Annotated in this window: 19 protein-coding genes; 11 read left to right on the top strand and 8 right to left on the bottom strand. The window is 65.9% G+C overall.

The features are described from left to right. The gene (locus tag CCOS191_RS12555) at positions 1 to 2,505 is read right to left on the bottom strand and encodes a UvrD-helicase domain-containing protein (protein ID WP_046855486.1); all 2,505 of its coding nucleotides are present in this window, start codon (positions 2,503 to 2,505) and stop codon (positions 1 to 3) included. A gap of 187 nt (positions 2,506 to 2,692) precedes the next feature. Here CCOS191_RS12555 and CCOS191_RS12550 point away from each other — a divergent pair, with 187 nt between their 5' ends. After that, on the top strand, positions 2,693 to 3,391 hold the full coding sequence (locus CCOS191_RS12550; protein WP_023631092.1) for a pirin family protein: 699 nt from the start codon (positions 2,693 to 2,695) through the stop codon (positions 3,389 to 3,391). A gap of 159 nt (positions 3,392 to 3,550) precedes the next feature. Then, complete coding sequence (locus CCOS191_RS12545) at positions 3,551 to 4,243, top strand: hypothetical protein (protein ID WP_231867490.1); 693 nt, start codon at positions 3,551 to 3,553, stop codon at positions 4,241 to 4,243. Positions 4,244 to 4,288: 45 nt separating this feature from the next. Here the strand turns inward: CCOS191_RS12545 and CCOS191_RS12540 are convergent, their stop codons facing one another. Further along, the gene (locus tag CCOS191_RS12540) at positions 4,289 to 4,750 is read right to left on the bottom strand and encodes a sterol desaturase family protein (protein ID WP_023631094.1); all 462 of its coding nucleotides are present in this window, start codon (positions 4,748 to 4,750) and stop codon (positions 4,289 to 4,291) included. Positions 4,751 to 4,824: 74 nt separating this feature from the next. Between CCOS191_RS12540 and CCOS191_RS12535 the strand changes: the two genes are divergently transcribed. Together CCOS191_RS12535 and CCOS191_RS12530 are read left to right on the top strand one after the other, a co-directional pair. Next, positions 4,825 to 5,595 (top strand): class I SAM-dependent methyltransferase, encoded by a 771-nt coding sequence (locus tag CCOS191_RS12535; protein ID WP_046855484.1) that lies wholly within the window; start codon positions 4,825 to 4,827, stop codon positions 5,593 to 5,595. 337 nt (positions 5,596 to 5,932) lie between these two features. Continuing rightward, complete coding sequence (locus tag CCOS191_RS12530) at positions 5,933 to 6,652, top strand: MgtC/SapB family protein (RefSeq protein WP_046855483.1); 720 nt, start codon at positions 5,933 to 5,935, stop codon at positions 6,650 to 6,652. On the opposite strand, the gene dksA is transcribed toward CCOS191_RS12530, so the two are convergent. From dksA to CCOS191_RS12515, 3 genes are all read right to left on the bottom strand, one after another. Next, positions 6,649 to 7,056, bottom strand: coding sequence for an RNA polymerase-binding protein DksA (gene dksA, locus CCOS191_RS12525; protein ID WP_046855482.1), 408 nt, complete (start codon positions 7,054 to 7,056; stop codon positions 6,649 to 6,651). The two genes, CCOS191_RS12530 and dksA, sit on opposite strands and share 4 nt — an antisense overlap. Positions 7,057 to 7,145: 89 nt before the next feature. Further along, positions 7,146 to 8,483, bottom strand: a complete 1,338-nt coding sequence (locus CCOS191_RS12520) for a dihydroorotase (protein WP_046855481.1) — start codon at positions 8,481 to 8,483, stop codon at positions 7,146 to 7,148. A gap of 2 nt (positions 8,484 to 8,485) precedes the next feature. Further along, positions 8,486 to 9,046: a gamma carbonic anhydrase family protein gene (locus tag CCOS191_RS12515; RefSeq protein WP_046855480.1), complete on the bottom strand. Its 561-nt coding sequence runs from the start codon at positions 9,044 to 9,046 to the stop codon at positions 8,486 to 8,488. 135 nt (positions 9,047 to 9,181) lie between these two features. Between CCOS191_RS12515 and CCOS191_RS12510 the strand changes: the two genes are divergently transcribed. From CCOS191_RS12510 to CCOS191_RS12500, 3 genes are all read left to right on the top strand, one after another. Continuing rightward, positions 9,182 to 9,691, top strand: coding sequence for a GNAT family N-acetyltransferase (locus CCOS191_RS12510; protein WP_046855479.1), 510 nt, complete (start codon positions 9,182 to 9,184; stop codon positions 9,689 to 9,691). 64 nt (positions 9,692 to 9,755) lie between these two features. Then, positions 9,756 to 11,384, top strand: a complete 1,629-nt coding sequence (locus tag CCOS191_RS12505; protein WP_046855478.1) for an MFS transporter — start codon at positions 9,756 to 9,758, stop codon at positions 11,382 to 11,384. Further along, the gene (locus CCOS191_RS12500; protein ID WP_046855477.1) at positions 11,381 to 12,514 is read left to right on the top strand and encodes an HlyD family secretion protein; all 1,134 of its coding nucleotides are present in this window, start codon (positions 11,381 to 11,383) and stop codon (positions 12,512 to 12,514) included. The genes CCOS191_RS12505 and CCOS191_RS12500 overlap by 4 nt, the downstream gene beginning before the upstream one ends. Before the next feature lie 9 nt (positions 12,515 to 12,523). Here CCOS191_RS12500 and ppk2 read toward each other — a convergent pair whose 3' ends face one another. Beyond that, on the bottom strand, positions 12,524 to 13,333 hold the full coding sequence (gene ppk2, locus CCOS191_RS12495) for a polyphosphate kinase 2 (protein WP_046855476.1): 810 nt from the start codon (positions 13,331 to 13,333) through the stop codon (positions 12,524 to 12,526). Positions 13,334 to 13,574: 241 nt separating this feature from the next. Here ppk2 and CCOS191_RS12490 point away from each other — a divergent pair, with 241 nt between their 5' ends. The 3 genes from CCOS191_RS12490 (at position 13,575) to CCOS191_RS12480 (ending at position 15,192) form a co-directional block, all read left to right on the top strand. Beyond that, the gene (locus CCOS191_RS12490) at positions 13,575 to 14,207 is read left to right on the top strand and encodes a hypothetical protein (RefSeq protein ID WP_046855475.1); all 633 of its coding nucleotides are present in this window, start codon (positions 13,575 to 13,577) and stop codon (positions 14,205 to 14,207) included. A gap of 98 nt (positions 14,208 to 14,305) precedes the next feature. Then, on the top strand, positions 14,306 to 14,518 hold the full coding sequence (locus CCOS191_RS12485) for a hypothetical protein (RefSeq protein ID WP_046855474.1): 213 nt from the start codon (positions 14,306 to 14,308) through the stop codon (positions 14,516 to 14,518). An 86-nt stretch (positions 14,519 to 14,604) separates the two neighbouring features. Further along, on the top strand, positions 14,605 to 15,192 hold the full coding sequence (locus CCOS191_RS12480) for a LysE family translocator (RefSeq protein WP_046855473.1): 588 nt from the start codon (positions 14,605 to 14,607) through the stop codon (positions 15,190 to 15,192). 44 nt (positions 15,193 to 15,236) lie between these two features. Here CCOS191_RS12480 and CCOS191_RS12475 read toward each other — a convergent pair whose 3' ends face one another. Both CCOS191_RS12475 and CCOS191_RS12470 read right to left on the bottom strand, forming a co-directional pair. Beyond that, the gene (locus tag CCOS191_RS12475) at positions 15,237 to 16,013 is read right to left on the bottom strand and encodes a helix-turn-helix transcriptional regulator (protein WP_046855472.1); all 777 of its coding nucleotides are present in this window, start codon (positions 16,011 to 16,013) and stop codon (positions 15,237 to 15,239) included. A 10-nt stretch (positions 16,014 to 16,023) separates the two neighbouring features. Beyond that, positions 16,024 to 16,566, bottom strand: a complete 543-nt coding sequence (locus tag CCOS191_RS12470; RefSeq protein WP_038706211.1) for a helix-turn-helix domain-containing protein — start codon at positions 16,564 to 16,566, stop codon at positions 16,024 to 16,026. 154 nt (positions 16,567 to 16,720) lie between these two features. Here CCOS191_RS12470 and CCOS191_RS12465 point away from each other — a divergent pair, with 154 nt between their 5' ends. Then, complete coding sequence (locus CCOS191_RS12465; protein WP_046855471.1) at positions 16,721 to 17,503, top strand: aldolase; 783 nt, start codon at positions 16,721 to 16,723, stop codon at positions 17,501 to 17,503. Positions 17,504 to 17,525 lie beyond the last annotated feature (22 nt).

Raw genomic sequence — 17,525 nt, 5'->3', positions numbered from 1 at the left:
CTACTGACCGCGCAGGTCTTCGAAGAAGGCCTGCCGCCCCTGCACCTGGCTCGACGCACGGGGCTGCGCGGCAGCCTCGCCGCTGGCTCTTTCCACGTGCCAGTAGCAATGCCGGACCGCCCGCGTCACCGCCACATAGGCCAGGCGCTGCACCTCTTCCTTCTGCGCCGTATCGAATGCCTGGGCGTCCCCTGGTTTGCCCAGCCCGGCCAGGCGGTACGCCTGGTTCTTGTAGGGCGAGCTGGTCAGGTACTGGCAATCGCCGAGCATGAACACCGCTTCAGCCTGCAGTCCCTTGGCGCTGTGATAGGTCAGCTGACGCAGGCGGCGCTGGCCGGGCGGCAAGCTAGAATCCGCTTTAACTATTGCCGATAAATACTGATCAATCAATAACTTATCGCTGGATTTTCGAAACAGCATCATGACCGTTTCACCCCGTTGGTAATGCTCGATCACGGTTTCGGCCAGTGCCGCCTCGTCCCGGTCGAAGACCTTCACCGGCGACAGTGGCAGCTCGGCCGCCAATCCGCTGGCCCTGGCTTTCTTGCCGGAGATGGCCGGGGTGCCTTTGACCAGGTGCTCGGCGGCCTCGATGATGTGCTGCTGGCTGCGGTAGTTCTCCACCAGCATCACCCGCGTGTTGGCCGGTGACGGGAAGGCCTTGGTGAACTCCATGAAGTATTTCGGCGAGCTGCCGCGCCAACCGTAGATCGACTGCCAGTCGTCGCCCACGCACATCAGCGATGAATGTTGCGCCACCCGCCCGCTGTGCATGGCCGGCCCACGGCGGCGGATTTCGGCGAGGCAGGCACGCAGCCAGCTGACGATCTGCGGCGAGACGTCCTGGAACTCGTCGATCATCAGGTGCGCCAATGGGCGCAGCAAGGGATCGGGCAGCAAACCGAGATTCTCCGGGTTGTTCTCGCCGAACAGGGCAAACATGCGGTTGTAGGTCAGCACCGGCGGCGACTGCGCCAGCAAGTGTGCTTCCAGTGCCTTCCAGAACAGCGCGAGGGCCTCGAAGAATGCCGCGTCGCTGTCGCCGGACGGGAAGCTCATGGCGGCGACGGCGTTGTTGACGTCCAGGCCGAGGTTCTCGATGAAACTCGCGGCGCTGACGAAGGCGTCGAGCAAGGGCGCCGGGGCCAGCTCGCCCTTGACCTTGTACTCGAAGCCCGGACCGGCCACGGCATCACCCGCCAAGGACGTGGCAAGCCGCTTTGCCGACGCGTAATTATCTAACCATATCAATTGTTTATCGCAGAAAGCTTGAAACAGGGTGCGCTTCACCGCCCATTCCGCGCGCACCGCCAGCTTGGCGCCCGGGCGCTGGTACTGGGCGCTTTCGGACGGGTCGAAGCCCAGCACCACCCAGGCGTCCAGCCCTTCCAGGCGGCCATGGACATGAAAGCGGCTGCCACGGATCTGCACCGTGTCCCGGCACGGCTCGATACCCTTGATCGGCCAGGCACCAGCGGCGAACCACAGGTCCTCGATCACATCGCACAGTTCCTCGTCGCGCTGGGCGGCCAGCTGGGTTACCTGCACACGCTTCTGCACATCCGGGTGGTCCGGGTCCAGCGGCTTGAGCAGCAGCGCCTCCTGGCGCAACGCGCCGACCAACTGGGCGAAACGTGGGCTCTGGCCCAGCAGGTCGCTGTAGCACTGGTTGAGCTGCTGGCGCTGGGCATCGTTCAGGCGCAGGTCGAACGGGTTGCTGTCAGCGTTCGCCTCGCCGCCTGCGGGCATCTCGTTGCCCAGGGTCTCGAACGCCCGCACCTGGGCGAAGCCCGGCAGGCTGCGCACCAGCGGCAGGATGCGCGAATGGAATGTACGCACCAGCTCCCGCCCCTGGGCAGGCGACAGTTCAAGCTGCCACAGGGCGAACACCTGCAGCAGGCGCTGGATGAAATCACGGCGCGACTCGCGGGTGAAGGTCACCACGGTCAGGGCATCGAGCTCGAAGCCCAAGTAATGACGCAACAGCAGGATGCGCAGCACCAGCGAGGTCGACTTGCCGGCACCGGCGCCGGCCACGACGCAGGTCGAGGGTGTGTCGCTGAAGATCAGCTTCCATTGTGCCGCGCTCGGTTGCGCCTCGGCAGGCAGACGCCTGGCGACATCAGCCTTGAAGCGCTTTTTCAGCTCAGCGGTCAACGGCAGGCGCCAGTCGTCGAACAGGTTGTCGTCCTGCCCCGGCACACCGGCATTCTCCGGGCGGGTATCGCGGATCACCAGGACCTGGCGCCCGGCCTCGAAACCAGCGGCCCGGCCCTGCTCGTAGCCCTCACGCAAGCCATCGGCATGGCCGTTGCGCTGCCCCGTGGCGTGGCCGAGGAACCAGGAGTCGCGGTGCTGCGCCTGCAGGCGCGACAAGCCTCGCCCCAACAGGCGGGCGGCCAGGCGGCGCAACCAGGGCAACTGGGCGGGAGGGGTCAGGTCGGCGGGGGCCCGGGGATGCTCGTGCGGCACGGTCACTCCATTGAAAATCAGAACAGCCGGCATGTTCGCCTCATCCGCATAAAAGTGCCAGCGAATGCTTATGGATCATGGGATTAGGCGATGAACCGCATGCGGAGTCGCACAAGTAAATATCGTATTTGTAGATAGTAACAAGCCGATATTTACGCTTTTTATCGATATTTAAGGCGCGCATCATGGCCCCATTCCAACGAATCAGAGGAGCACGACCATGCTGCAACTGCGACCCTTCGAAAGCCTTGGCCACGCCAACCACGGCTGGCTCGACGCCCATCATCACTTCTCCTTCGCCGAGTACCATGACCCGGCACGCATGCACTGGGGCAACCTGCGCGTATGGAACGACGACCTCATCGCCGCCGGTGCAGGCTTCCCACCGCACCCGCACCGTGACATGGAGATCATCACCTACGTTCGCGAAGGCGCCATCACCCATCAGGACAGCCTGGGCAACAAGGGCCGTACCGAGGCCGGCGACGTGCAGGTCATGAGCGCTGGCAGCGGCATCGTCCACAGCGAGTACAACCTGGAGAAGGTCGACACGCGGATCTTCCAGATCTGGATCATCCCGGAAAAGGTCGGTGACGCGCCCTCCTGGGGTAGCCGCCCGTTCCCCAAGGGTGAACGTGGCGAAGGCTTCGTGACCCTGGCCAGCGGCCGCGAAGGCGATGACGACAGCCTGCGCATCCGCACCGACGCGCGCCTGGTGGCCGCGACCCTGCGCGCCGGTGAAAGCGCCGAGTACCGCCTCGATGAGGGCCGCCGCGGCTACCTGGTACCAGCCAAGGGACGGATCGAAGTGAACGGTTTGCAAGCCAAGGCCCGTGACGGGGTGGCGATCGAGCAGGAGACGCTGCTCAAGGTGACGGCGCTGGAAGACAGCGAAATCGTGCTGGTCGATGTGGCCTGATCGTCCTTGGCCGGCTTGCCGACGCAGGCCGATATCGCACTTTTTCGCGTTTGTGCGCTCTATGCATGGCCAGGTCCCACCGATCCCCGGTGGGACCGCCTTTTGCAACCGGTGCCGATGGCCGTACGAAGACGCTTTCCGTTTCCTCGCCTACTGCTGATGGCCAGCAGCCTGGCGTGCCTGGTCGCCTGCACCCAACAGCAGGGCCGCGACATGCTCACCCAGTTCGGCAACGGCAAACCCGACGAGCTGTTCCAGACCAGCGTCGACCGCATGGCCACCCTGGCCATGCGCGACAACCTGCAAAGCCTGTACCTGCTGATGAACAAGCTGTACCTACGCAACCCCAACCAGTGGCGGCAATCGGGCTACCTCGACGCCACCACCGCGGCACGGCAGATCCGCATCGCCATCGAACAGCGCCAGCCCCTGGCGCAGTTGGGCGAGCGCCGCGACCTGGCGGCCTTGAGCTACGCCCTGAGCCCGGAGTTTCGCGGCGACCGGGTAGGCGCCTTCATCTACGCCATCGGCAGCATGCTGGTCACCGCCCACGGCGGGCGCACCGAGTTCTACATGACCGACACCCTCGACCCGTTGTTCATCCACAATGCCGCGCGCAACATCGAGAAGGCCACCTGGATGCTCGGCCAGCGCCAGGATGCCAATGGCGTGCTCCTGCTGTTTTCCAACGAAATCTCCGAGCAAGGCAGCAACCTCAGCTTCGCGGTGGAGTTCGGCAAGGTCGTCGCCCGCCTCGACCTGCTGGCGCAGATGCTTGACGAGCGCTATCGACGGATCGGCCTGAACTACGCGCAAAGCCTGTTGTTGATGAATTTCCTGCCAGTGCAATGAGCCGTGTCCGCTATGTCGCCAACGGTGCGCAGAGGCGCCGATCGATCAACCCCGTCGCCGTTTCAGCTGCTGCTTCAACACCCGCAACGGCGGCGCATAGAAGAACCCGAACGACACGCTGCCCTGGCGGCCCTTCACCGCATGGTGCAGGCGATGGGCCCGGTACAGACGCTTGAGGTAGCGGTTGACCGGTTTCGGCGCCCTCGGCCAATGGCGGTGGAAGAATCCGTCATGCGCCAGCACGTAGGCCAGCCCATAGCCCGCCACGCCGCCACCCACCCATTGCAGCGGCGCATGCCCGGCCTTGCCCAGCATCACCAGGGCAGCGGCGATAAGCCCGAGCGCCAGCAGGTAGAGGTCGTTGGTTTCCAGCATGCCCAGTTGCGGCTCGTGGTGCGAGCGGTGCAGCCACCAGCCCCAGCCGTGCATGACGTACTTGTGGGCCAGCGTGCCGACGCCCTCCATGGCCACCAGGGTGCCGAACAGCACGGCGAGATTGAACAACATGTATCGGTCCGGGGGGTTTGGCAACGAAAGGCGCAAGCGTACCATTGCCGCCAGGTCATTCAGAGGGATTTTCCATGAAGGATGTACACGCCTCGGCCAGCACCGGCTACACCCGCCAGTCGGGCAACTACGAGCAAGGTCGGCCTGACTACCCCGTCGCCTTGCAGGACTGGTTACGCGACACCCTGGGCATCGGCGCCGGTACCCCGGTGCTCGATCTGGGCGCCGGCACCGGCAAGTTCACCCGCCTGCTCAACGCGCTGGCACCGCGCCTGACAGCAGTGGAACCGGTGGCCGCCATGCGCGCACGCTTCCACGAACGGCTGCCCGACATCCCCGTGCTCGAGGGCACGGCACAGCACATCCCGCTGGCCGAGGCCAGCCAGCAGGTGCTGGTCTGCGCCCAGGCCTTCCACTGGTTCGCCGATGCCGCCGCCCTGGCGGAGATGCACCGGGTGCTGGCCCCCGGCGGCCGCCTGGGACTGATCTGGAACGTGCGCGACGAAACAGTGGACTGGGTGGCGCGGATCACCGAAATCATCACCCCCTACGAGGGTGACACGCCACGTTTTCACACCGGGCGTTGGCGCGAAGCCCTCGCCGGCAGCCGCTTCAGCACCCCGCAGCTGACCACCCTGCCCCATGCCCATGAGGGTGATCCACAGACCGTGATTCTCGAACGCCTGCGCTCGGTGAGCTTCATCGCCGCCCTGCCCCAGGCCGAACAAGACGAGGTCATGGGCCGGTTGCAAGCGCTGATCGACAACCATCCGGACCTCAAGGGCCGTGAGCGCATCGCCTTCCCTTACCGCACCCAGGCCTACGTCTGCCAGCGCCTGCCGTAACAGGATTGTCATGATTCATGCCTTGACCCCACGCGGGTCGAGGCGTATGGTCCGCCGCGCATTCAAGCATCCCTTACACAGGAGTCCCCTGCATTGGACAGTAGCCCCAGTCGATTGCGACAGGCCCACACGGCGAGCTAGTCCGGCAGCGTTCCTGCCACTGTCTCGCCGTACTCGGTAGACGGTGGTTTCCTTCGGCCCTCCCTGGCTGAACATTCCTCCTTGCTTCCCAGCGCTGCCCCCGGCATGGCGCGTGGTCCTGCGCATTCCTCGTTTGCAATCGCGCCGTCTCAAGCCGGCGCCCATGCGGGCCATCGCCCGCAGAACGGAGTTCGCTATGGATTGGAAAATCTTCCTGCTGCGCGTCAGCGTGGCCCTGCTGCTCGGTGCCCTGATCGGCGCCGAGCGTCAACTGCGCCAGCGCCTGACGGGCCTGCGCACCAACGCCCTGGTCAGCACCGGCGCCTGCCTGTTCGTGCTGATGACCCAGGCCGTACCGGGCATGGCGCCCACCGATGCCTCGCGCATCGCCGCCTATGTGGTATCGGGCATCGGCTTTCTCGGCGGTGGCGTGATCATGCGCGACGGCTTCAACGTGCGTGGCCTGAACACCGCCGCCACCCTCTGGTGCACCGCCGCGGTCGGCGTGCTGTGCAGCCTTGGGCTGTTGCTTGAGGCATCGCTGGGCAGCCTGGTGGTGCTGTGCGCCAATATCCTGCTGCGCGATCTCGCCCAGCGCCTCGACCGCCAGGACGTGCTGCCGGCGAGCGAAGTCGAGCAGCGCTACGAGGTACGCATCGTCTGCCGCGCCGAGGACGAGATCCAGGTGCGCAGCCTGATGCTGCACAGCCTCAGCGACCCGGGCCTGCGCCTGCAGTCGCTGCACAGCGAGGACCTGGCCGACCCGACGCGCCTGGAAGTACGCGCCGAACTGCTCGGCACGCCCCAGGCGCCAACCCAGCTGGAGCGCCTGGTCGGCCGGGTGAGTCTGGAGAAAGGCGTCAGTTCGGTGCGCTGGCAGTTACAGCTGCAGGCTCAGGGCCTGAACATCGACTAGACGCTGTCGCGCACATGCCGCTCACGCAGCTCCTGGCGCTCCTTGGCCTCGACGCACAAGGTCGCGGTGGGCCGCAGCAGCAAGCGGCGCAGGCCGATCGGCTCGCCGGTTTCCTCGCACCAGCCGTAGTCGCCCCGGACCAGGCGCTCCAGCGCCTGGTCGATCTTGTCCAGCAGCTTCTTTTCCCGCTCCAGCGAGCGCAGTTGCCAGTGGCGCTCTTCTTCGGCGCTGCCGATGTCGGCAAGGTCGCTGTGCACCTCCTGCTCACGCAGGGCGCGGAACTCCTGTTCGATACGGACCTGCAGCTCGCCGCGCTGGGCCAGCAGCAGGTTACGGAAGAATTGCCGCTGCGGCTCGTTCATGTAGGCGGCGGCAGGTTGTTGCAACAATTGCTCTTCAGTCATGGCTAGGTTCCGAAATGCTGGGCGCGCGTCGCGCCCCTTTCGCTGGCAAGCCAGCTCCCACAGGGGCTGCGCAGCGGCCCCTGGCTCAATCAACGGTCGAACATCAAGGGCAATCCCTGGCACGGGTCGCGCACCTGGCCCTGGTGCCAGGCCAGTTGCCCCGATACCACCGTGCTACGTACCACATGGTGAAAAGCGCGCTGCTGGAACGGCGTCCAGCCGCAGCGCGCCAGGATCGGGTCGTCCGCCACGGCCCGTGGCCTGGCCAGGCGCTCGACGATGGCGAAGTCCGCCCAGTACCCCTCGCGCAGGAAACCGCGTTCGCGAATGGCGAACAGCTCGGCCACCGCATGGCTGGTCTTGGTCACCACCTGGGCCATGCTCAGCACGCCTTCACTGACCAGTTCCAGCGCCGCTGGAAGGGCATGCTGCACCAGCGGCAGGCCAGACGGCGCTCGGGTATAGACCCGGCGCTTTTCCTCCAGGGTATGCGGCGCGTGGTCGGTACCAATCACATCGATACGGTCGCGGGCCAGGGCCTTGCGCAAGGCGTCGCGGTCGGTGCCGGTCTTGATCGCCGGATTGCACTTGATCAGATGGCCGAGGCTGGCGTAGTCGCTGTCGTCGAACAGCAGGTGGTGCAGGCACACCTCAGCGGTGATGCGCTTGCCGCTCACCGGGCCGGGCGTGAACAACGCCAGCTCGCGCACCGTGGTCAGGTGCAGCACATGCAGGCGCGTGCCGAAGCGCCGGGCCAGCTGCACGGCCAGGCTCGAGGAGCGGTAGCAGGCGTCGGCATCGCGGATCAGCGGGTGCGCGGCCGGAGGAATGAACTCACCGTGGCGCGCCCGCCACCAACCCTCGTTCTGCAGAATGCTCGGCGTGTGCTCGCAATGGGCCAGGACGATGGTCGGCGCATAGACGAAGAGTTTTTCCAGCACCTGCGGATCGTCCACCAGCATGTCGCCAGTGGACGCGCCCATGAACACCTTGATCCCGGCCACTTCGCAGGGGTCGAGGGCGGCAATGGTATCGAGGTTGTCGCGGCTCACGCCGAAGTGAAAGCCATAGTTGGCCCGTGAGCCCGCCGCCGCCCGGCGCTTCTTGTCGGCCAGCGCCTCCAGGGTCAACGTCGGCGGGTTGGTGTTGGGCATGTCCATGTAGCTGGTGATACCCCCGGCCACCGCTGCCCGCGATTCGCTGGCGATACTGCCCTTGTGCGGCGCCCCCGGCTCGCGAAAATGCACCTGGTCATCGATCATCCCTGGCAGCAACCAGGCGCCCTTGGCATCGATCTCCAGTGCCGCCCTGGCGTTGTCGAGGCTGCCGGCGATCCGTTCTATGCGCCCATGGCGCACCAGCAGGTCGGCTTCGAATTCACGCCCCTCGTTGACCAGCCGGGCATTGCGTACCAATAGCGTGTCCATGCTCAGAACTCGTTCTGCAAGGCCTTGTAGCCCTGGACCAGGTCGATATTGGTGCGCGCCACGTCCTCGGAGAACTCCGAGGCCGACACGCTGACCGGCGGGTAGCGCTCCAGGTCGGTATGCGGGCCGATGTGCTCGGTGGGCGGCACGTAGAAGCGCGGCGGCAAGTCGCGGCCGTCGACCACCGAGTTGTGCCGCACCACGCTGCCATCACCGACCTTGCAGTTGAACAGCACGCTGTTGAAGCCGATGAACACCCGGTCACCGACTTCGCACGGACCGTGGACGATGGAGCGGTGGGCGATCGAGCTGTACTGGCCGATGCGCACCGCCGCGCCGGATTTGGAATGGATCACCACGCCATCCTGGATATTGGAATTGGCGCCGATGACGATTGGCTGCATGTCGCCGCTGGCGTCCACCTCGTCGGCGCGGATTACCGCATAAGGGCCGACGAACACGTTGTCGTGGATGATCACCTTGCCGCAGATGATGGCGGTGTGGTCGATATAGGCCGATTCGGCGATTTGCGGAAGGTGGCCGGAGGGGTTTCTGCGGATCACGGTGAGGGTCCTGCCTGGGAGGAAGAACGTAAATGTTACGTTATAACAATTACATTGCAACACCTTCCCGCGTCGATCTGGCAAACTGCACGTTACTGCGCGTCAACGCCCGTGCCTGAAGGTCTTGTGCCCCCCATGCCTGTCCGCCCTACTCTCACCGATGATGTTCCAGCGCTCCCTGCCTTGGAACGCTCCGCCGCCCAGGCATTCCGGCAATTGCCGCACCTCGCCTGGCTGGCCGACAGCGACGTGATGGACCAGGCCGAACACCTGGCATTCGTGAGCGAAGGTTGCAGCTGGGTAGCCGTGGATGACCAGGGTCAGGTACTGGGTTTTCTCTGCGCCAGCATTGCCGACGACGCCTTGCATATCCATGAGCTGTCCGTGGGGCAAGAGGCCCAGGGCCGCGGCTTGGGCCGGCGCCTGCTGGACCAGGCACGGGATTCCGCTCGCCTCAAGGGCCTGGCCTGGCTGACCCTGACCACCTTCGACGATGTCCCCTGGAATGCCCCGTTCTACGCGCGCTACGGCTTCGAACCCATCCCTGCGGCACGCTTGGACGCCCGCCTGCGCGCAATTCTCGCCAGCGAGCTGGCCCATGGCCTGGACCAGCGGTGCGCCATGCGCCTGCCGATCGACGCCTGAGCCCTGTTTTCATCCCCCCGGCCATTCACGTAGAGTCTGAACACCCGCAGTAACGGACAACCCGATGGACAAGTACGCCCCCCGCCAGTGGCTGCCACACGAAAAGCCCAGCCTGCCCGGTTCGCCCTCGACACCGCTGCACGCCCCGGCCAAGCGCCTGGCCTTCGGCGTGGTCGGTCTGCTGGTGGCCATCACCGGCGGCCTGGGCAACGCCCTGGTGGTGGCCAACCTGCCATTTCTGCAGGGCGCCCTTGGTGCCACCAGCGCGGAGATGGCCTGGCTGCCGGCGGCCTACGTGATGACCAACGTGTCGATGAACCTGTTGCTGGTGAAGTTTCGCCAGGAGTTCGGCCTGCGCGCCTTCACCGAAGTGTTCCTGGTGCTCTACGCGCTGGTCACCCTCGCCCACCTGTTCGTCAACGACCTCAACTCGGCCATCGCCGTGCGTGCCGCCCATGGCATGGTCGGTGCCGCGCTGAGTTCGCTGGGGCTTTACTACATGATCCAGGCCTTCCCCGCGCAGTGGCGGCTCAAGGCGATGGTCCTCGGGCTGGGCGCCTCGCAGTTGGCCGTACCCTTGGCCCGGGTGTTTTCCGAAGACCTGCTGCAGATCGCCGAGTGGCGCGGGCTGTACCTGTTCGAGCTGGGCCTGGCTCTTGCCGCGCTGGGCTGCGTGCTGTTGCTCAAGCTGCCCCCGGGCGATCGCTTCAAGACCTTCGAGCCGCTGGATTTTCTCACCTTCACCCTGATGGCCAGCGGCACTGCCCTGCTCTGCGCGGCGCTGTCGCTGGGGCGTATCGACTGGTGGCTGGACGCGCCGTGGATCGGCGTCGCCCTGGCCGGCGCCATTGCCCTGATCCTCTCGGGCCTGGCCATCGAGCACAACCGCAGCAACCCGTTGCTGATGACCCGCTGGCTGGGCAGCGGCGCGATCATTCGCCTGGCACTGTGCGTGATCCTGATCCGCATGGTGATTTCCGAACAGTCCACCGGCGCGGTGGGTTTCCTCCAGGCGCTGAACATGGGCAACGAGCAGATGCGCGCGCTGTACGCGGTGATGCTGCTGGGCGCGATCACCGGCCTTGCCACCAGCGCGTTGACCATCAACCCCACGCACCTGGTACTGCCGCTGTTCATCTCCCTGGCCGCGATGGCCACCGGCGCGTTCATGGACAGCGGCTCCACCAACCTGACCCGCCCCGCACAGATGTACCTCAGCCAGTTCCTGCTGGCCTTCGGCAGCACCTTCTTCGTCGGCCCGTCGATGGCGCTGGGCATCAGCCATGTGCGCGCCAACCCGCGCAACCTGGTGAGCTTCTCGGTGCTGTTCGGCATCTGCAACAACCTCGGCGGGCTGATCGGCTCGGCACTGCTGGGCACCTTCCAGACGGTGCGGGAGAAATTCCACTCCAGCCAGCTGATGGACCGCCTGAGTGCTCTGGAACCCCTGGTCAGCGCCCGGGTCCAGGGGGGTGGCGCCGGTTATGCCGGGGTGCTGGCCGACCCTGCGCTGCGCAACGAGGCCGGCATGCGCCTGCTGGCCAACGCCGCGACCCGCGAGGCCAATGTGCTGGCCTACAACGATGTGTTCATGCTGATCGGCGCCATCGCTATCCTGACCATGATCTGGATCTTCATCCGCAGCCTGTACCTGCGCTATACCCACTCCACCAGCGGTGCCTCCAACCGATGACCCAGGAAACGCCAACGACCACCACCACCGCCATCGCCGAAACCCCGGAAGGCAGCGCGCCCCCGAGCGAGCCGACCAGCCCGGCGCGTACCCGGCGCGTACGCCTGCTGTCATCGCTGAGCTTCGCCGCCGTGGCCCTGGCCGGCATCCTGCTGGTGCTCTACGCCTGGCGCCTGCCGCCATTCAGCAGCGCCATCGAAAGCACCGAGAACGCGCTGGTGCGCGGCCAGGTGACGATCATCGGCCCTCAGTTGGGCGGCTACATAGTCGAGGTGCCGGTGCACGACTTCCAGTTCGTCAAACAGGGCGACCTGCTGGTGCGCCTGGACGACCGCATCTACACCCAACGCCTGGCCCAGGCCGTTGCCCAGCTCAAGCAGCAACAGGCGGCGCTGGCCAACAACCTGCAACAGCGCAACAGCGCCGAGGCCACCCTTGCCCAGCGCCAGGCCGCGATCGCCGACGCCGCCGCCCAGGCCGACAAGGCCCGCGCCGACCTGCAACGCAACCAGGCGCTGGTAAGCGACGGCTCGGTATCACGCCGTGAACTGGACCTGAGCCGCGCCAGCCAGGCCGCCGCCGTCGCCAGCCTGGCCCAGGCCAGGGCCGCACTGGAAATCGCCCGCCAGGACCGCGAAACGGTGGTCGTCAATCGCGCTGCGCTGGAAGCTTCGGTGGAAAACGCCAAGGCGGCCGTGGAGCTGGCCCGCATCGACCTGGACAACACCCGGGTCAAGGCGCCGCGCGACGGCCAGCTGGGGCAGATCGGCACCCGCCTGGGCGCCTACGTCAACCCCGGTGCGCAATTGATGGCATTGGTGCCGGACACCCTGTGGGTCATCGCCAACCTGAAGGAGACGCAGATGGCCAACGTGCGCATCGGCCAGCCGGCGACCTTCACCGTCGATGCGCTCGATCATCTGAAACTGCGCGGTCACGTGCAGCAGATCTCGCCGGCCACTGGCTCCGAGTTCGCCTTGTTGCAGGCCGACAACGCCACTGGCAACTTCGTCAAGATCGCCCAGCGCATCCCGGTGCGGATCACCGTCGATGGCGACCAGCCCGAGGCCAGGCAACTGCGGCCGGGGATGTCGGTGGTGGTGAGCATCGATACCCAGGAAGCACAGTAAACGGCGAATTCAGAAGCGCTGCGCCACCATCTTGAACGGATACGGCTGCGCCTTGTACTTGCCGATCTTGCCGCGCTTGGGCAGTGTCACCTTGTGCTCCCGGCTGAGGTCCTTGTAAGGGATCTGCTGCAGCAGGTGGCTGATGATGTTCAGCCGTGCCTTGCGCTTGTCCTCCGAGCGCGCCATGTACCAGGGCGCCCAGGACGAATCGGAGGCGGCGAACATGTCGTCGCGGGCGCGGGTGTAGTCGTCCCAGCGGTTGTAGGACTTGACGTCCATCGGCGACAGCTTCCACAGCTTGCGCCCGTCGCTGATGCGGTCCTGCAGCCGGCGGGTCTGTTCCTCGGCACTGACCTCGAGCCAGTACTTGATGAGGATGATCCCCGACTCGACCATCATCCGCTCGAACATCGGCACCACGGTGAGGAACTTGTGGGCCTGCTCGTCGCTGCAGAAGCCCATCACCCGCTCCACGCCGGCGCGGTTGTACCAGCTGCGGTCGAAGATCACCACCTCGCCGGCCGCCGGCAGGTGGGTCAGGTAGCGCTGGGCGTACATCTGGGTCTTCTCGCGCTCGGTGGGCGCCGGCAGCGCCACCACGCGGAACACCCGCGGGCTGACGCGCTCGGTGATGGCCTTGATGGTGCCACCCTTGCCCGCGCCGTCGCGGCCTTCGAAGACGATGCACACCTTCAGGCCCTTCTCCACCACCCACTGCTGGAGCTTGACCAGCTCCACATGCAGCCGCCTGAGTTCCGCCTCGTAGGTCTTGCGTCCAAGCTTCTCGTCGACCTCACCCTTGCGCTTGCCCTTGGCCATCGCCTGCTCCCCTCTGCCCGCTTCAGGTCGCCCCGACGGCGCCGGGGCGGAACCAGCAGAGTATGGCTGAACACCCGCCGTTTGCCGGTTGGCCGCCAGTCGGTGCCACAGGCAGGCTTTGCCAAACAGCGCACAGCACGGGCGATATGTCGACTTGCCACGATTGCGGCCGCTCTGGCCCGCGGGTTCTAATCCTGGCCTGCGCTCCACCCAGCAATTGGCAATACAAGGAAGCCTTACAATGGACAGGAAGATCATACCGCTGGCGTTGCTGGCGACCCTGGTCGGCTGCTCGGACAACCAGCAGCCCCGTGAAGCCGACCTGCGCCAGGCTGCCCAAGCCTACCTCGACAGCCAGTACCCGCACTGTTTCGTGATCAGCGCCTTCCCCACCCGCACCCGTGACTTCGATGTCGAAGGAACCAACCAGGCCCTGCACGCCCTGGCCCGGGTCGGCGTGGTCAGCGAACGGGAAGTTGCCCGTACCGAAGTCCCTGAGCGCCTGTGGCAGCCGGCACGCACCGACATCTACTACGCCTACGACCTCACCGACGAGGGCCGCCGCTACTACAAGGCCGATGCAGGGCGCAAAGCGAACGGCGCCAGCACCGGCGGGCTGTGCTTCGGCAAGGCCCAGGTCACCGCCATCAACAGCGTCGGCAAGCCTACCGAACATGATGGGCGCAAGCAGTCGCAGGTGAGCTACAGCTACCAGGTGAACGAACTGCCGACCTGGGCCAGCGACGCGGCGGTCCAGGCCGGCATCGCCGGTCTCGGCCAGGCGGCCGCCAGTGCCGCCAAGCCGCTGGAGGAAACCCGCGCCATGGTGCTCACGGACCACGGATGGGTGCACGAGCAACTGCTGGCCAACTGATCAGGGTGTTAATCCTGGGAAAATCCACACAGGCCATCCTTGCCTTAACCCGGCCGCCTGGCGGCCGTTTTTCAGGTCAATCGATGGAGACCCCAGTGATGAAAACCCTAACCTGTGCCCTCGCTCTGCTGGCAACGATCTCGGCCACCTCGGCCTTTGCCGAAGGCGGCGCCGACCGCCTCAAGGAACGCAGCGACCAATGGGCGCTGCAACGCCAGCAGGCCGAGCAGATCGCCAAGGGTGACGCCCAGTCGCCCGCCCAGCAGCAAGCCCGGCAAACCCAGGACAACGCCAGCACACCCTCCAGCTGATAGGCCCCTTGGGCATTTTTGTTCAATACCCGCGCCGCGGCCTCGGGCAGGATAGCCGCACTATCCTCGCCACAAGGAAACGCCCGATGAGCCTGACACTGTCCATGGCGGCCTTCGCCCTGGCCGCCTCCATCTCCCCCGGCCCGGTCAACATCGTCGCCCTCGGCAGCGGCGCGCGCCATGGCCTGCGGGCCAGCATCGGGCATGCGGCCGGCGCCACCCTGGGCTTCTGCCTGCTGCTGGTGCTGGTGGGGCTGGGCGTGCATGAGCTGCTGCTGCGCTGGTCGTTGCTGGGGCAGCTGTTGCATTGGGGCGGGGTGCTGTTTTTGCTGTACATGGCATGGAAGCTGGCCAGCGACGACGGCGCGCTGGGCGCCGAGGATGGCAAGCGGGCGCCAAGCGCCTGGCACGGCGCGGCCATGCAGTGGCTGAGCCCCAAGGCCTGGCTGGCGGCCGTGGCCGGCATCGGCGCCTATACCAGCGGCGAGCAGCAGCTGTTGTGGCTGTTCACCTGGATCTACGGGCCGATCTGCTGCGTCTCCGTGGCCAGTTGGGCCTGGGCCGGCAGCGTGATCCGCCAGTACCTGGCCGAGCCTTGGCGGATGCGTCTGCTCAATCGGGTGCTGGCGGGGTTGCTGGTGGCGAGCGCGGTGTACCTGATGGTAGGAGGTTGACGGTTCGTGCCCTATCGCGGGGCAAGCCCGCTCCCACGTGCTTTTCAGGCATTGCGATAGTGCCCCGGCGTGGTCGCCAGGTGCCGCTTGAAAGCCCGCTGCAGATGCGCCTGGTCGGCAAAGCCAGCTTCCAGCGCCACCTCGGCGATGGCCCTGCCTGCGCGCAACTGCGCCCGGGCATGCTGCACCCGCTGGTCGAGCAGGTAGGCGTGCGGCGATAGCCCGAAGCGCTTGCCGAATGCGCGGGTCAGGTAGGCCCGTGACAAGCCCGCCGCAGCGCAGATGTCCTCAAGTGTCAGCGGATCCAGACGGTGGGCGCGAATGAACGCGGCGGCCATTTCCAGGCGTGGATGCGACTGTGGGTGACGCGCCGCGCCGCCCTCGAGATAACCTGGCAGCTCTGCGAAGAACGTCGCCAGCCGCTCGGCCTTGTCCAGCGCCTCGCTGTCGAGCAGCCCGGCGAACAGGTCGAGCAACCGCCCGTACAGCGCAGGCGACGTGCTCAATGTCGCCGCCGGCAGTTCGAACCCTCGGGCCTGCAACCACGGCAAATCAACGAACAGCATCAGGTAGGACCAAGGTTCGCCCTGGATGGGGTTGCAGGTGTGCACCACCCCTGGATTCATGAGCACCGTGGTCCCCACGGCCACCTCATGCCGTGCATCACCGGTCAGGTAAGTGCTGCGCCCGCCGGTGATCACGCCGATGGAAAAGCTCGCGTGGGAATGCGCGGTGTAGCACACCTGGCGGCCATCCCCGACCAGACGAGCCTCGACGAAGGGCAATGCCGGATCACGCCAGAACCGCGAGACCTCGATCATTGCCCCACCCTTACCCTTCGCCGCCCTGCACCACCACCAGCAACTGCGCCTGGCGCTCGCCGACCGAACGCAGGCGGTGCGGGGTCTGGGCATTGAAATGCAAGGCGTCGCCGGCCTCCAGCAACACCCGCTCGCTCATGAAGTCGACCTCCACCTGCCCTTCGTGGACGAACAGGAACTCCTCGCCCTCGTGTTCCTTGAAGGTCGGGTCGCTGAACTCGGTCGGCGGCTGGATCAGAAACGGCAACAGGCTGCGCTGGCCAACTTGCGAGGTCAGCACCGCATAGCCCGGCCCCTCGCCACCGCCCACCAGCGCCTGGCGCTCGCCGCGGCGCACCAGGCTGTAGCGCGCCTGGCCATCATGCTCGCCATCGAACAGTTCCTCGACATTGACGTTCAACGCCCGCGCCAGCTTCAGCGCCGCAGCGATCGACGGCGTGTTGAGGCCACGCTCGACCTTGGACAGGTAGCTCTTGGTCATGCCGGATTTCTCGGCCAGCTGCTCAAGGGTGATGCCCAGTTTCTTTCTCAGCAGTTTCAGTCGGATAGACATGTGAAGCGGGTTTCCCGAACAAACGCACTTGCGCATGACACTTTGTGTCATATAGGATTATTTGTGTCATCTGATGGTTCGCCCCCTCACCGTCCAAAGCTCGGGGGCGAGCCAGCCCTGACATCCGTCATCACGCCACAGAGGAAAGATCCCCATGGCCAATACCCTTACCCTCAGCAAAGACCAGCTGGTGCAAAAGGCACTGACACAGATGCAAGGCTCGCTTGCCGATAATACGTGGACTGTGCGCGAAAAGCTGGCCCTGACCTGCCGAATTCTCTTCGATAACGGCCACGACTCGGGCCTGGCCGGGCAGATCAGCGCCCGTGGCGCGCAACCGGGCACCTTCTACACCCAGCAACTGGGCCTGGGCTTCGACGAAATCACCGCCAGCAACCTGCTGCTGGTCAACGAAGACCTCGAAGTGCTGGAAGGCGAAGGCATGCCCAACCCGGCCAACCGCTTCCACAGCTGGGTGTACCGCGCCCGCCCCGACGTCAACTGCATCATCCACACCCACCCTACCCACGTCGCCGCGCTGTCGATGCTCGAAGTGCCGCTGCAGGTCTCGCACATGGACCTGTGCCCGCTGTACGAAGACTGCGCATTCCTCGAAGCCTGGCCGGGCGTGCCAGTGGGTAACGAAGAAGGCGAGATCATCAGCGCCGCCCTGGGCGACAAGCGCGCCATCCTGCTCTCGCACCACGGCCAGCTGTCCACCGGCACCAGCATCGAGCAGGCCTGCGTCTACGCCCAGCTGATCGAGCGCGCCGCGCGCCTGCAACTGCTGGCGATGGCCGCCGGCACAATCAAGCCAATCGCCCCGGAGCTGGGCCGCGACGCCCACGACTGGATCGACCGGCCCAAGCGCCACGGCGCCGCCTTCAACTACTACGCCCGGCAGGCCCTGCGCAGCCACGCCGATTGCCTGAACTGATCCCTTTACGCCTTGCTTGCGG

The sequence above is a fragment of the Pseudomonas sp. CCOS 191 genome (genome assembly GCF_001007005.1).
GTDB classification, from domain to species: Bacteria; Pseudomonadota; Gammaproteobacteria; order Pseudomonadales; family Pseudomonadaceae; genus Aquipseudomonas; species Aquipseudomonas soli.
Note: the sequence above shows the minus strand (reverse complement) of the source record. Positions and strands in the feature narration are given on the sequence as shown.

Excerpts from the sequence above, each read along its gene's own strand:
- CCOS191_RS12555 (WP_046855486.1), bottom strand. The coding sequence starts at position 2,505 with ATGCCGGCTGTTCTGATTTTCAATGGAGTGACCGTGCCGCACGAGCAT.
- CCOS191_RS12550 (WP_023631092.1), top strand. The coding sequence starts at position 2,693 with ATGCTGCAACTGCGACCCTTCGAAAGCCTTGGCCACGCCAACCACGGC.
- CCOS191_RS12545 (WP_231867490.1), top strand. The coding sequence starts at position 3,551 with ATGGCCAGCAGCCTGGCGTGCCTGGTCGCCTGCACCCAACAGCAGGGC.
- CCOS191_RS12540 (WP_023631094.1), bottom strand. The coding sequence starts at position 4,750 with ATGTTGTTCAATCTCGCCGTGCTGTTCGGCACCCTGGTGGCCATGGAG.
- CCOS191_RS12535 (WP_046855484.1), top strand. The coding sequence starts at position 4,825 with ATGAAGGATGTACACGCCTCGGCCAGCACCGGCTACACCCGCCAGTCG.
- CCOS191_RS12530 (WP_046855483.1), top strand. The coding sequence starts at position 5,933 with ATGGATTGGAAAATCTTCCTGCTGCGCGTCAGCGTGGCCCTGCTGCTC.
- dksA (WP_046855482.1), bottom strand. The coding sequence starts at position 7,056 with ATGACTGAAGAGCAATTGTTGCAACAACCTGCCGCCGCCTACATGAAC.
- CCOS191_RS12520 (WP_046855481.1), bottom strand. The coding sequence starts at position 8,483 with ATGGACACGCTATTGGTACGCAATGCCCGGCTGGTCAACGAGGGGCGT.
- CCOS191_RS12510 (WP_046855479.1), top strand. The coding sequence starts at position 9,182 with ATGCCTGTCCGCCCTACTCTCACCGATGATGTTCCAGCGCTCCCTGCC.
- CCOS191_RS12505 (WP_046855478.1), top strand. The coding sequence starts at position 9,756 with ATGGACAAGTACGCCCCCCGCCAGTGGCTGCCACACGAAAAGCCCAGC.
- CCOS191_RS12500 (WP_046855477.1), top strand. The coding sequence starts at position 11,381 with ATGACCCAGGAAACGCCAACGACCACCACCACCGCCATCGCCGAAACC.
- ppk2 (WP_046855476.1), bottom strand. The coding sequence starts at position 13,333 with ATGGCCAAGGGCAAGCGCAAGGGTGAGGTCGACGAGAAGCTTGGACGC.
- CCOS191_RS12490 (WP_046855475.1), top strand. The coding sequence starts at position 13,575 with ATGGACAGGAAGATCATACCGCTGGCGTTGCTGGCGACCCTGGTCGGC.
- CCOS191_RS12485 (WP_046855474.1), top strand. The coding sequence starts at position 14,306 with ATGAAAACCCTAACCTGTGCCCTCGCTCTGCTGGCAACGATCTCGGCC.
- CCOS191_RS12480 (WP_046855473.1), top strand. The coding sequence starts at position 14,605 with ATGAGCCTGACACTGTCCATGGCGGCCTTCGCCCTGGCCGCCTCCATC.
- CCOS191_RS12475 (WP_046855472.1), bottom strand. The coding sequence starts at position 16,013 with ATGATCGAGGTCTCGCGGTTCTGGCGTGATCCGGCATTGCCCTTCGTC.
- CCOS191_RS12470 (WP_038706211.1), bottom strand. The coding sequence starts at position 16,566 with ATGTCTATCCGACTGAAACTGCTGAGAAAGAAACTGGGCATCACCCTT.
- CCOS191_RS12465 (WP_046855471.1), top strand. The coding sequence starts at position 16,721 with ATGGCCAATACCCTTACCCTCAGCAAAGACCAGCTGGTGCAAAAGGCA.